This is a genomic window from Actinokineospora cianjurensis (genome assembly GCF_003663795.1).
Lineage (GTDB): Bacteria > Actinomycetota > Actinomycetes > Mycobacteriales > Pseudonocardiaceae > Actinokineospora > Actinokineospora terrae.
This window is the reverse complement of the sequence record NZ_RCDD01000001.1, coordinates 2,066,892-2,079,308: the sequence shown is the minus strand read 5'-3', so window position 1 is coordinate 2,079,308 and position 12,417 is coordinate 2,066,892. Positions and strand designations below refer to the sequence as shown.

Here is a 12,417-nt window from a genome sequence, read left to right as displayed (position 1 = left end):
TCCGCACACTGAAGGCAGGCAACCGCATGCAGCAAGTGTCCGAGGTCGTCAACTCGTGGAACGAGTGGGACCCGCTGGAGGAGATCGTCGTCGGGTCGGCCGACGGGGCCAACTTCGAGCCGACCGAGCCGGGCAACCGGCCGCAGATCCGCAACGCGCCGCCGGGGACGCCGTTCCCGTCCGGGCCCAAGTCCGCCGAGGCGGTCGACCGGGCCAACGAGGAGTTGGCCGGGCTGGTGTCGCTTCTGGAGTCCGAGGGTGTCCGGGTGCGCAGGCCCGCGCCGCACGACTTCTCGCAGTCGGTGCGCACGCCCGACTTCGAGGCGGCCAACCAGTACTGCGCGGTGTGCCCGCGGGACGTGATGATCACCATCGGCAACGAGATCATCGAGGCGCCGATGTCGCGGCGGTCGCGGTTCTTCGAGTACCAGCCGTACCGGGAGCTGGTGTACGAGTACTGGAACGCCGACCCGCGGGTGGTGTGGACGACCGCGCCGAAGCCGTCGATGGCGGACAAGATGTACCGCGACGGGTTCTGGGACTGGCCGCTGGCGGAGCGGCACGAGCGGATGCACTCGTTCGAGTTCTGCGTGACCCAGGACGAGGTGGTGTTCGACGCGGCCGACATGAGCCGCTTCGGCCGCGACATCGTGGTGCAGGAGTCGATGACCACCAACCGGGCGGGCATCACCTGGCTCAAGCGGCACCTGGAGCCCAAGGGTTTCCGGGTGCGGCCGGTGCACTTCCCGCTGGACTTCTTCCCCTCGCACATCGACTGCACGTTCGTGCCGCTGCGCCCGGGGCTGGTGCTGACCAACCCGGACCGGCCGCTGCGCGAGGGTGAGGAGGAGCTGTTCGAGGCCAACGACTGGGAGCTGGTCGAGGCGCCGGAGCCGACCACGGGCAACAACGAGATGCCGGAGTTCTGCCAGTCCTCCAAGTGGTTGTCGATGAACGTGCTCAGCATCGGCCCGAACAAGGTCATCTGCGAGCAGCAGGAGAAGCCGCTGCAGGAGCTGCTGTACAAGATGGACTTCGAGGTCTTCCCGGTCCCGTTCCGCAACGTGTTCGAGTACGGCGGGTCGCTGCACTGCGCCACCTGGGACGTACGCCGGGTCGGCGCGGGCGAGGACTACTTCCCCAACTCCGACTACCAGCCACTGGCCTGAGCGGAAGGTTCGCCATGTACATCCTCGGGGTCAACTCCGTCTACCACGAGTCCTCCGCGTGCCTGGTCCGCGACGGGGTGGTGCTCGCCGCGGCCGAGGAGGAGCGCTTCAACCGGGTCAAGCACGGCAAGGAGGCCCGCGCGGACAACCCGGACGAGCTGCCGCGGGCCGCGATCGACTTCTGCCTGGCCACCGCGGGGATCACCCTGGCCGACGTCGACCACGTGACCGTCGCCGCCGACCCGGAGATCATCGCCGACGTGCTGGCCAAGGGCCTGCCGTCGCCGTGGGACGAGCGCGACAAGCAGGAGCAGTTCCTGGCCAAGCTGCCCGACATCCCGCTCCGGTTCACCGAACTCGGCTTCACCGGCGAGTTCCACTGGGTCGCGCACCACACCGCGCACGCCGCGTCGGCCTACTTCGCGTCCACTTTCGACGATGCCGCGGTGCTGGTGGTCGACGCGCTCGGCGACGACGCGTTCTCCACCCGGTTCTACCGCGCCGACGGCGGCAAGCTGGAGTGCGTGCAGAGCGTGCGGTACCCGGCGTCCATCGGGTACCTGTGGGAGCTGGTGTCGGTCTACTTGGGATTCGGCGTGTACGACGCGGCGAAGGTGATGGGCCTGGCCGCGTACGGCGACCCGACCCGCTTCGCCGCCGCGTTCGACCGCCTGGCCTGGACCACACCGGACGGCGGCTTCGAGATGGCCACCGACCTGCTGCGGTTCGCCGACATCCTGTACTACCCGCCGTCAGCCGACACATCCGGCCTGGTCGAGGTGCTGGGTGTGCAGGCGCGCACCGGGGACCTGGAGCAGGTCCACCAGGACGTCGCCGCGGCGTTGCAGGAGAAGACGAACGAGCTGGTCCTGCACATGACCGAGCACCTGCGGCGCCTCACCGGGTCGACCCGGCTGTGCCTGGCCGGTGGTGTCGCGCTGAACTGCGTCGCGAACCAGATCGCCTTCGAGCGCTCGGACTTCGAGGAGCTCTACGTCCAGCCCGCCGCGCACGACGGTGGTCTCTCGGTCGGCGCGGCGCTGCACGTGTGGAACCACGTGCTCGGCCAGGAGCGGTCGCCGTCGATGCCGCACGCCTACTGGGGTCCGTCGTTCACCGACGCCGAGATCGCGGCCGAACTGGGCAAGCACCCGACCCTGGTGGTCGACCAGCCGGCCGACTTCGCCGCCTCGGTCGCGGAGCTCCTGGTCGCGGGCAACGTCATCGGGCTGTTCCAGGGCGCGATGGAGTTGGGGCCGCGTGCTTTGGGCAACCGCAGCATCATCGGCGACCCCCGCGAGCGGGCCATGCGGGAGACGCTGAACCACAAGGTCAAGCACCGCGAGTACTTCCGGCCGCTGGCCCCCAGCGTGCTCGGCGAGTTCGTGGACGAGTGGTTCGAGGTCGCCAAGCCGACCACGGCGGGCGACTACATGCTGATGGCGTACCCGGCGCGACCGGAGAAGTACGCGCGGATGGGCGCGGTGTTGCACGTCGACAACACGTGCCGCATCCAGGCGGTGCACGAGGCGACGAACCCGGGGTTCCACCGGATCATCCGGGAGTTCCACGCGCGCACCGGGGTGCCGATGGTGCTGAACACCTCGTTCAACGACCAGGAGCCGATCATCTGCACGCCAGCCGACGCGGTCGCCACGTTCCTCAAGACCGAGATCGACTACCTGGCGATCGGGCCGTTCCTGGTGCGCAAGTCACCCACCGCGCGGCCCGTCACCGCGTAGTCCGTCACCGCCACCGGCGGAACCCACCCTCGGAGTTGATGACTTGCCCGGTGACCCAGTCCGCGTCCGGCGAGGTGAGCCACGCGATCAGCCGTGCCGGGTCGTCCGGCTCGGCCCAGCGGCCGGTCGGGAACCCGGCGCGCACCTCGTCGCGGATCTCCGGCGTGACCCAGCCGGTGTCGACCGGGCCGGGGTTGACGGCGTTGACCGTGATGCCCTGGTCGATCAGGTGGTCGGCGAGGGACTTGGTGACACCCGCGAGCGCGGCTTTGCTGGCGGCGTAAGCGATCTCGCCGGTCATCGGGCCGAGGTCCTGGCCGGAGGTCATCAGCACCACCCGCCCGCCCGGGCGGCCGTCGTGCTGGGCGGCGAAAGCCTGGACGAGCAGCAGCGTCGAGCGCGTGTTCACCGCCCAGTGCGCGTCGAGCATCGCGGCGTCGAGGGTGCCCAGCGGACCGTCGCCGCCACTGCGGGCGTGGTTGCACACGAGGATGTCCACGTGACCCGCGGTGGCGGCGGCGGTCGCCAGCAGGTGCTCCGGCGCGCCGGGAGCGACCAGGTCCAGGCCCAGGTGCGCGGCGCCGACCTCGGCCGCGAGCGCCGCCGGGCCGTCCGGGTCGGCGCCCCACGGCTGGTCGGCGTCGTGCGGGGCGTGGTGGTGCAGGAACAGGGTGGCGCCCGCGGCGGCGAGCCTGCGGGCGGTGGCGTAGCCGATGCCCGCGCGCCTGCTCACCCCGGTCACCAGCGCGACGCGGCCGCGCTGCGGGAGATCGGTCACCCGACCTGTCTACCAGGGCAGCCCGGCGACCGTCCGTCAGGGCAGTCTGGCGACCTTGCCCCTGGGGTCGACCATGACCGGGACGACGTCGGCGTACGGGGTGTCGTCGAGTTCCACCCTGGCCGGTGGGGCGCCGACCAGGGTGAGCGCCCAGAAGTGGTCGACGTCGACGTTTTCGTTGCAGGCGTTGCAGGACACGCGGACCACGCCCTCGTGTTCGCTCGCCTGCGCCAGGTAACCGACCCTGGCCAGCGAGTGGGTGCCGACCTTGCAGGTCGCGGGGAGGATGGCCACGCGCTCACCGATGTTGCTCACGCGGTAACGGACGGCCACATCGGCCGGGCGGTTGTCGTACATGGGCGACACCCTAACCCGGAAGTCGAACAGGTGTTCGGTCGTGGCGCGCACATCACCCTTGTGAGCGACCCCAGGACTTGTGGATCGTCCACAGTGGATGGACACAGTGGATCACCGATCGCGTTGCCGCCCACTGGGACCGTACAGCGCCCGGCCGGTGGTGGGTGTTTCACCGACCCGCACCCGGACGAGTCCGTCGCTGGTAGTGTCGGGACGATTACCGCCGAGCTCACGGCCACGCCCGCGGCGGGAGAAATGGAGACAGCGCTCGTGAGTTCGGATACTGGCGCGCCGGTGATAGCCGGTAGCGGCCTGGTGAAGCGGTTCGCCGATTTCGAGGCCGTGCGCGGGATCGACTTCCAGGTGCGCCGCGGTGAGGCGTTCGGCTTCCTCGGGCCCAACGGCGCGGGCAAGTCCTCCACGATGCGCATGGTGTCGTGCATGTCCCCGCGCAGCGGCGGCGACCTGCGGGTGCTCGGCATGGACCCGGACACGCACGGCCCGGCGATCCGGGCCAGGATCGGCCTGGTGCCGCAGGAGGACAACCTCGACCGCGAGCTGACGGTGCGGCAGAACCTGCACGTCTACGGCCGCTACTTCGGGCTGACCCGCAAGCAGGTGCGCGCCAAGGCGGTCGAGCTGATCGAGTTCGCCCGGCTCACCGACCGCGCCGACCACGACGTCGAGCCGCTCTCCGGCGGCATGAAGCGGCGGCTGACCATCGCCCGCGCGCTGGTCAACGACCCGGAGGTGCTGCTGCTCGACGAGCCGACCACCGGGTTGGACCCGCAGGCGCGGCACCTGTTGTGGGAGAAGCTGTTCGCGCTCAAGCAGCGGGGTGTCACGCTCATCATCACCACGCACTACATGGACGAGGCCGAGCAGCTGTGCGACCGGCTGGTGGTGATGGACGCGGGCCGGATCGTCGCCGAGGGCAGCCCGGCGGAGCTGATCGCCCGGTACGTGACCCGCGAGGTGCTCGAACTGCGCTTCTCCCCCGGCGACCAGCACGGCGCGGTCGACTCCGTGCGCGATCTGGCCGACCGGGTGGAGGTCCTGCCCGACCGGCTGTTGCTCTACACCACCGACGGTGACGCCACTGCCGCCCGCGCGCATGATCGAGGCGTGCGGCCGACCTCGACGCTGGTGCGCCGGTCCACGTTGGAGGACGTGTTCCTCCGGCTCACCGGCCGGACGTTGGTGGAGTGATGACCGCGACGCTCGACCAGCCGGTCGCGGTGGCCACCGGTGTGGTGGTCCGGCCGTGGCGCGCGGTGCTGCTGCGGGTGGAGGGCCAGTGGACCTGGTACCGGCGGCACTGGACGGCGAGCCTGCTGTCGTCGGGGTTGCAGCCGGTGCTGTTCCTGGCGGCGATGGGGATCGGGTTCGGGTCGCAGGTGCGGCCGGGGCCGCTGACCGGCGGCATGCCGTACCTCGCTTATGTGGCACCGACGATCCTGGTCAGCGGGCTGATCACGATCGCGGTGGCCGAGGCCGGGTTGCCGGTGCTGTCGGGGTTCAAGTGGAAGCAGGACTACTGGGCGGTCGCGTCGTCGCCGGTCACGCCGGGGCAGCTGTTCACCGCCGAACTGGTGTGGATCACGCTGCGGCTGGTGCTGGGAGCGGTGCTGTACCTGGTGGTCACGGCTGTGGTGGGCGGCTGGACGAGCGCGGGCGCGCTGCTGGTCGCGCCGATCGCGATCCTGACCGGCGCCGCGTGCGCGACCCCGGTGATGGCGTTCGCGGCGACGACCAAGGGTGACGGGCACGCGTTCGCCGCGGTGAACCGGTTCGTGGTGATGCCGATGACGCTGTTCGCGGGCACGTTCTTCCCGATCGACCGGCTGCCGGTCGCGGTCCGGCCGCTGGCCTGGATCTCGCCGCTGTGGCACGGGAACGAACTGGCGCGCGGTGTCGCGTTGGGCGGGTTGCGGTTGTGGCCCGCGGTGGGCCACCTGGCGGTGTTGGTGGGGTTGCTGGTGTTCGGGTTGGTGCTGGGGCGCCGGTGCTTCCGCCGCAGGCTGGTGGTCTGAATGTCTGTTGTGGACACTGGGCGGCGGACGGCGGTGCTGCAGCGGGTCCTGCCGTCGGGCAGCTACGCCGGAATGGCGCGGCGGCTGGTCGAGCGGTCGGCACTGCTGTACGCGCGGGCGTGGATGGTGCTGCTGTCGGGCATCTTCGAGCCGCTGTTCTACGTGCTGGCGTTCCAGATCGGCTTCGGTGCGCTGGTCCCGGTCGTGGTGGGCCCCGGCGGGGTGGAACTCAGCTACGTCGCCTTCGTCGCCCCCGCGTTGCTGGTCGCCTCCGCCATGAACGGCGCGGTGTCGGAGACGATGAGCATGTTCTACAAGCTCCGCTTCGACGGCCTGTACGACTCGGTGCTGGCCACCCCGCTCGGCACGTACGACGTGGCGCTGGGCGAACTGACCTGGACGGTCCTGCGCAGCGGCCTGTACGCGGTCGCCTTCTTCGGCGTCATGGCCACGATGGGCCTGGTGACGACCCCGTGGGCACTGCTGCTCGTCCCGGTCGCACTCCTGGTGTCGATGGCCTTCGCGGCGATCGGCATGGTGTGCGCGACCCTGCTCCGGTCGTCGGCTCAGTTCGAGTACATCCACCTGCTCGTGGTCCCGATGTTCCTGTTCTCGGGCACCTTCTTCCCGGTGGACCGCTACCCCCTGCCGCTGCGGGTGATCGCCGAACTCTCCCCCCTCTACCACGGCGTGGAACTGGCCAGGAGCTTCTCGGTCGGCGTACTGACCCCATCCCTACTCGGCCACATCGCCTACCTACTGGCCCTGACAGCCGCGGGCCTCTACGGCACCTCCCGCCGCATCGGCAAACTCCTCCTCAGCTAACGCCGCGCCGCCTCGATCACCGCCACAACCCGCCAAGCTGTCCGCAGCGGCTCACCAGACTCCACCGCCTCCAGTAGGCCGCGCAGTACCGCGATCAAGCCGACGACGCCGGTGCCCTTGCGCAGGGTGGTGATGAGCCAGCGCAGGCCCGCCGGGAGACCCGCGGTGCGGGCGATCAGGGCGAACCGGAGGTCGATGGGGCCCCGGTCGGCGACCGCGGCGCCGATTGCCGCGGCCAGCCGGGTGATGATCAGGGCGTCGCCGGGCACGGGGGCCGCGTTCTCCGGTGGGATTCCATGGGGGTCAGTAGAGCCCGGGGCGAGTCCCGGGGGAACGACCGGTCTTCGGCTGACAGCCGATCGGCGGTCAGGACCGTATCCCCGGGGAGCCGGGTGCGTTGGACAGGGTGGCCGCGGACCGGCGGTCGCCCGCCGAGTTGGGTGGAACGCGAAACGGTGGCGGGGCCCGGATCGATCACAGGGGCGTGGCCGTGACCGAGGACGCCCAGGCCGCGCTGGATCGGGTGGTCGCGCGGTGCGCCGCGGCGATGCGGGGTGCCACGGCGGTGCTCGGCGGGGTGGCCGCGATCGCGTCGGCGCGCGCGGGGCTGGGCTGGGTGGTGCTCGCGGTCGGCGTGAGCGTGGTGTGGTCGGCGGGGTTCGCGTGGACGGTGGTCCGGCGCGGGGTGCGCGGCTGGGTCGTGCTGGTCGACATCGCGCTGACCGTCGTGCTGTGCCTGGCGCAGCCGTGGCTGGTGGCACCGGAGCTGCGGTCGGGTGGGGCGAGCTGGGTGGACGGGCTGACCTCGATGACGATCGTGATCGCGCACTTCGCGTGGCGGCCGCGGCTGGCCGTGCCCGCCGGTCTGCTGGTGGCCGCGGTGCACGTGGTCGGCGCGTGGCAGGTCGGGGGCGCACTGGGGACGCTGGGCATCCACCTGATCCAGATCGCCGCGACGGCCGCGCTGATGACGGTGCTGCGCCGCTCCGCCGCGGTGGCCGACGACGCGCTCGCCGACCTCCAGGCCACTGAACGTGCGGCCGCCGTCATGCTCGCGCGGCGCGCGGACGAGCGGGAGCACAAGCGCAGGCTGCACGACACGGTGCTGGCGACGCTGACGACCATCGGCACCGATGGCGTCACCGCGTCGTCCCAGGCTCTACGAACGAGGGCCGCAGCAGACCTGGCGGTGGTCGAGGGCAGCATCGATCTCGGCGAGCCTGACACCGACGTCGACTTACGTCACCAACTGCGCGCGGTCGCGGACCGGGCAGAGGTAGCCGTCACGGCGGATCTAGTCCCGTGCAAGGTGCCGGTCCTGGTCGCCACTGCCTTCTCGGCCGCCGCCGCACAGGCCCTGGCCAATACCGCCCGCCACACCTCGGCCGACACCGCCCGCCTGACGCTGACCACCGACTGCGCCTCGATCCTGGTCACCATCACCGACACCGGCCCCGGCTTCGACCCCACCACCATCCCCCACCACCGCTACGGCGTCCGCGAAGGCATCCTCGGCCGCATGCGCACGGTGGACGGCGCCGCCACCATCACCTCGACCCCGTCCGGCACCACCATCACCCTCCGCTGGCCCGACACCACCCCCTGCCCACCGGCGGCCACCTGATGAGCCGCGACCCGAAGCCGGGGAACACCGGCACCGCGATGCGCACGGCAGCGAACGGATTCCCATCAGCGGCCACCGTGCTGCCCGACGCAGGCCAACCCGATGTCCGCCCTGAGCGGGCACATACGCGGCAGCGATGCCTGGTCGGCGAGCCCGGAGTCGAGCACCAGGGACGTGGCGATGAGCGCTGACCCGAGCGTGGTGGTGGCCGAGCGGTACGCGCGGGGGGCGACCGTGGCGGCGGTGGTGATCGCGGCGTTCTGGCACCTGGGGTACGACCTGGCGGCCACCGCGACCAACTGGGGTGTCTACAGCAGGCAGTGGGCGGCGGCTGCCGGGTGGGTGTTGTACCTGGTGGTCGGGGGTGTGGCGGCGACGGTTCTGCTGCGGGGTGGGTCGCGGCGGGTGGCGTGGCTGGCGGGGGTGGGGACGCTCGGGGTGGACGTGCTGTTGCTGGTGGCGGCGCCGGGGGCGGTGGTGTTGCCCGCGAACTGGGCGTGGGGGTCGGTGGGGTGGGTGGCGGTGATCGCGTTCTGGCGGCACCGGGCGGCGCACCTGGTGGCGTTCCTGGTGGCGGACACCGCGATCCTGGTGGTCGGGATGGTGGTGCTCGACGTGGGCAGCAGTGAGCAGGTGTCGCGGGCGATCATGGTGCTGCTCGGGGCGTTCACCCTCCAGCTCGGCTACAGCCTCGGCGCGCACGGCCTGCACGCGGCGGCCCAGTGGGCGGCGCGCAGCTCGGCGGCCAGGACAGCGGCGACGGCGCACCGGGCGGCGGCGGAGGCGGTTGCCGCGGACCGGGCCGTGCGCTACCAGGAGCTGCACCGGGTGACCGCCACGCTCCTGGCCGAGCTGGTCGCGGGAGCGGACCCGGCCGACCCGACTGTGCGGCGCAGGGCGGCGGCGGGCGCGGCCCGGCTGCGCCGCCTGATGGCCGAGACCGACGACGTCCCCGACTCGCTGCTGCACGAACTGCGCGCGGGCGCCGACGTGGCCGAGCGGCGCGGGGTCCAGGTGTCGCTGTCGGTGGTCGGCGCGGTGCCGGACCTACCGGTCGACATCCGCCGCGCATTGACCGAGGCGCCCGTAGTGGGCCTGAGCGCTGCTAGATCCACGGCCAGGGTGACCGTGGTCGCGAGCAGCACCGACGTCACCGTCGCGGTAGTCGCCGACGCCCCCGACGTCCACCCCACCACCCCCACCGGCGTCACCCTCACCCAGGACCACGACGGCACCGAACTCTGGCTGCAGACCCGCTGGAGCACCGCATGACCGACCCGAGCGAGGCGCCCATGACCGACCGGCCCGTGACCGTGGCGATCATCGAGGACCACCCGGTGGTCGTCGACGGCGTCACCACCTGGATCACCACCGATCCCGGCAAGCGGGCGACGGTCGTGGCCAGTGGCGACGACATCGACGAGGTCCTCGCCGGGCCGGGTGGCGAGGCGGACGTGCTGCTGCTCGACCTGCAACTGGGCGACACCATCGTGGTGGACCGGGTGGCGCGGCTGTGCACCGAGGGCAGGCGGGTCGTCGTCTACTCGGCGATGGACGACCCGAGCACCATCCTGACCGTGCTGGAGGCCGGGGCGTCGGCGTTCCTGTCCAAGCACGAGGCGGGCAGCCACTGCGTCGACACGATCGTCGCGGTGGCCACCGACCGGCCGTACGTCACGCCGTCGGTGGCGGGGGCGCTGTTGACCGAGGCACCGCACCTGTCCGTGCAGGAGCGGACGGCGCTGCTGCTGTGGTTCCAGTCGATGTCGAAGGCGTCGGTGGCCAGGCGGATGGGGCTGAGTGAGGCGACCGTGCGCCAGTACATCGACCGGGCCAGGGTCAAGTACGCGAAGATAGGGCGACCGGCGCCCACTAAGACCGCACTGCTCGCGCGCGCCATAGAGGACGGGTTGATCCGCGCGGACGAGATCGGGGAGTACCGGTCGCACGCCGCTGGGGACCAGTAACCTGGGCCGTAGTGGCACGACGCAACCGGGTGGCCCCTAGCGGCGACCTCATCGAGACCCCGCACCGCGGCAGCCTCATGGGCAACCGCGGCGTCCTGCACAACCACGGCGGCGAGATCGTCCGTAGGGCCCAGGTCCGCCGTTGGATCACTTGCGAACTCGAGTTCCGCGGCCGCCACCGCCCGGTCATGGCCCCCGGCCGTTACACCGAGCTGTTCTTCCTGGACGAAGCCGTGGCTCTAGCGGCGGGCCACCGCCCTTGCGCTGAGTGCCGCCGCGCCGACTATCTCCGCTACCGCGCGCTCTGGTCCACAGAGGACTCGCCTAGCGCCGACACCATGGACCGCGTCCTGGACGCCGAACGGTCTCTGCACAACGGCCGCCGCCGCACCACCGTCATGACCAACCCCCCACACGGCAGCTTCATCACCTTCCAGGACGACCACTGGCTGGTCGCCGAGGACCGGATCCACCGCTGGACCCCCGCGGGCTACGCGGACCCCCGCCCCCTCCCGGACGGCCCCATGAACGTCCTGACCCCGCCATCAACGGTCGCGATCCTCGCCGCGGGCTATACACCCCGCCTCGCCCTCCCCTGACTCACGCAGTTCACGACCGCGGCGGTATAGGACTAGAGGCAAGCGCTTTGGCCGTCGAGTGCAGCACGTGCGCCATGGTCTTGGCCGTGTCGTGCGCCCACTCGTGGCCGTGATCGGTGTCCGTGTAGTCCGGACCGGGCCCAGGACCCATGTTCCAGTAGGTGAAAGCCTGCCCCGGGATCGTGTACCCGATGTCGCCGAGGCCGCCCGCGATCTCGCCGATGACGTGGTGCGCGCCGTCCTCGTTGCCGGTCACGACCACGCCCGCGACACGGTTGAAGGCGACCGGGCGGCCGTCGTCGTCGGTCTCGGAGATCATCGCGTCCATCCGCTCCAGCGCGCGCTGGGCCAGTGAGGACGGCTTGCCCACCCAGGTCGGCGAGGCGACGACCAGGATCTCGGCGGCCAGCAGGTCGGCGTGCACGCGCGGCCAGTCGTCGCCGTCGCCGAGGTCGGTCTCGACACCGGGTGGGATGGACAGGTCGGCGAGCCGGTGCACGGACACGGCGACGCCGCGGCCTTTGAGTTCACCGAGGACGACGTCGGCCAGCAGTTGGGTGTTGGACGTATTGGGGGAGGGCTTCAGCGAGCAGTTGAGCACCACGGCGCGCACGGGGTTCCTTTCGGTCCGGTCGGACCTGCGGGTACCCGTCCGCGCGGGTTTCACTCGCCGGCAAGCGGGCCGAACAGCCAGGTCCCAGGTGCGGCGGGGTCGTCGCCCGCCCAGAAGTCGGTCCAGAGGGTGGTGAACTCGGCGCGGGAGAGGGTGCCGTCGTCGTCGAGGTCGAAGGTTGTGAAGACGGTGCCGAGAGTGGTGGGGCGGCCGTTCCAGACGTCGACTAGGCGCTGGTGCTCGGCGGGGGTGATCCGGCCGTCGCCGTCCTCGTCGACGGCGTCGAACATGGCGTGCGCGGTCTCGGTGACCGCGTCGGGGGCGGCGTGGAGTTGGTCGACCACGCCGAGCACGTCGTCGACGGTGGCCTGGTCGGCGCCGCCAGCGGCCACCCGCAGGGTGTGCCACCAGCCGACCATGATCGTGGCGATGCGCTGGTGGTCGTCGGAGCCGACCGGGGCGCCGCGGGCCTGGCGCCAGCGGTCGGCCAGCGCGGTGAAGTCGGTCTCGGTGAGCAGGCCGTCGCCGTCGTGGTCCATCGCGGTGAACACGCCGGTGATCTTGTCGCGCTGGAACCCGCTGGCCATGCCGCCTCCCCGCTCGGTGGAGGTCAAGCCTCACCCACCGGCGGCGCCCCGGCAGCCTCCACTCCAGTGGTGCGCGGGGGCAAACGGGCGATTACCCACAGCCATCAGCACGGCGCAGAACCG

At 71.4% G+C, this 12,417-nt stretch carries 14 protein-coding genes; 9 read left to right on the top strand and 5 right to left on the bottom strand.

The window, feature by feature from the left end:
• Nucleotides 1-26: 26 nt before the first annotated feature.
• Both CLV68_RS09555 and CLV68_RS09550 read left to right on the top strand, forming a co-directional pair.
• Nucleotides 27-1,169 (top strand): glycine amidinotransferase, encoded by a 1,143-nt coding sequence (locus tag CLV68_RS09555; protein WP_121390015.1) that lies wholly within the window; start codon nucleotides 27-29, stop codon nucleotides 1,167-1,169.
• 14 nt (nucleotides 1,170-1,183) lie between these two features.
• Nucleotides 1,184-2,911 carry a carbamoyltransferase family protein gene (locus CLV68_RS09550; protein WP_121390014.1) on the top strand — a complete coding sequence of 576 codons (1,728 nt, stop codon included), beginning with the start codon at nucleotides 1,184-1,186 and terminating at the stop codon, nucleotides 2,909-2,911.
• A 4-nt stretch (nucleotides 2,912-2,915) separates the two neighbouring features.
• On the opposite strand, the gene CLV68_RS09545 is transcribed toward CLV68_RS09550, so the two are convergent.
• A complete protein-coding gene (locus CLV68_RS09545) occupies nucleotides 2,916-3,689 on the bottom strand; it encodes an SDR family oxidoreductase (protein WP_121390013.1) in 774 nt (257 codons plus the stop codon).
• A gap of 36 nt (nucleotides 3,690-3,725) precedes the next feature.
• Nucleotides 3,726-4,046 (bottom strand): hypothetical protein, encoded by a 321-nt coding sequence (locus CLV68_RS09540; protein ID WP_121391077.1) that lies wholly within the window; start codon nucleotides 4,044-4,046, stop codon nucleotides 3,726-3,728.
• Nucleotides 4,047-4,301: 255 nt separating this feature from the next.
• On the opposite strand from CLV68_RS09540, the gene CLV68_RS09535 reads away from it, so the two are divergent.
• From CLV68_RS09535 to CLV68_RS09525, 3 genes are read left to right on the top strand one after another with little or no spacing between them, the layout of a single operon-like run.
• A complete protein-coding gene (locus tag CLV68_RS09535; protein ID WP_121390012.1) occupies nucleotides 4,302-5,255 on the top strand; it encodes an ABC transporter ATP-binding protein in 954 nt (317 codons plus the stop codon).
• Nucleotides 5,255-6,079 carry an ABC transporter permease gene (locus tag CLV68_RS09530; RefSeq protein ID WP_121390011.1) on the top strand — a complete coding sequence of 275 codons (825 nt, stop codon included), beginning with the start codon at nucleotides 5,255-5,257 and terminating at the stop codon, nucleotides 6,077-6,079. Before CLV68_RS09535 ends, CLV68_RS09530 begins: the two co-directional genes overlap by 1 nt.
• Nucleotides 6,080-6,904 (top strand): ABC transporter permease, encoded by an 825-nt coding sequence (locus CLV68_RS09525; RefSeq protein ID WP_121390010.1) that lies wholly within the window; start codon nucleotides 6,080-6,082, stop codon nucleotides 6,902-6,904.
• On the opposite strand, the gene CLV68_RS09520 is transcribed toward CLV68_RS09525, so the two are convergent.
• Nucleotides 6,901-7,173, bottom strand: coding sequence for a hypothetical protein (locus CLV68_RS09520; protein ID WP_121390009.1), 273 nt, complete (start codon nucleotides 7,171-7,173; stop codon nucleotides 6,901-6,903). The two genes, CLV68_RS09525 and CLV68_RS09520, sit on opposite strands and share 4 nt — an antisense overlap.
• 221 nt (nucleotides 7,174-7,394) lie before the next feature.
• Between CLV68_RS09520 and CLV68_RS33775 the strand changes: the two genes are divergently transcribed.
• From CLV68_RS33775 to CLV68_RS09495, 4 genes are all read left to right on the top strand, one after another.
• A complete protein-coding gene (locus tag CLV68_RS33775) occupies nucleotides 7,395-8,528 on the top strand; it encodes a sensor histidine kinase (protein WP_170224176.1) in 1,134 nt (377 codons plus the stop codon).
• Between the two features lie 102 nt (nucleotides 8,529-8,630).
• The gene (locus CLV68_RS09505) at nucleotides 8,631-9,800 is read left to right on the top strand and encodes a hypothetical protein (RefSeq protein WP_170224174.1); all 1,170 of its coding nucleotides are present in this window, start codon (nucleotides 8,631-8,633) and stop codon (nucleotides 9,798-9,800) included.
• The gene (locus tag CLV68_RS09500; protein WP_246009736.1) at nucleotides 9,797-10,495 is read left to right on the top strand and encodes a response regulator transcription factor; all 699 of its coding nucleotides are present in this window, start codon (nucleotides 9,797-9,799) and stop codon (nucleotides 10,493-10,495) included. The genes CLV68_RS09505 and CLV68_RS09500 overlap by 4 nt, the downstream gene beginning before the upstream one ends.
• A gap of 11 nt (nucleotides 10,496-10,506) precedes the next feature.
• Entirely contained in the window at nucleotides 10,507-11,094 is a 588-nt protein-coding gene (locus CLV68_RS09495; RefSeq protein ID WP_147459925.1) for a hypothetical protein, read from the top strand.
• 10 nt (nucleotides 11,095-11,104) lie between these two features.
• Here CLV68_RS09495 and CLV68_RS09490 read toward each other — a convergent pair whose 3' ends face one another.
• A complete protein-coding gene (locus CLV68_RS09490) occupies nucleotides 11,105-11,707 on the bottom strand; it encodes a flavodoxin family protein (RefSeq protein WP_121390004.1) in 603 nt (200 codons plus the stop codon).
• Nucleotides 11,708-11,757: 50 nt separating this feature from the next.
• Nucleotides 11,758-12,294 (bottom strand): EF-hand domain-containing protein, encoded by a 537-nt coding sequence (locus CLV68_RS09485; protein WP_121390003.1) that lies wholly within the window; start codon nucleotides 12,292-12,294, stop codon nucleotides 11,758-11,760.
• Between the last annotated feature and the right edge of the window lie 123 nt (nucleotides 12,295-12,417).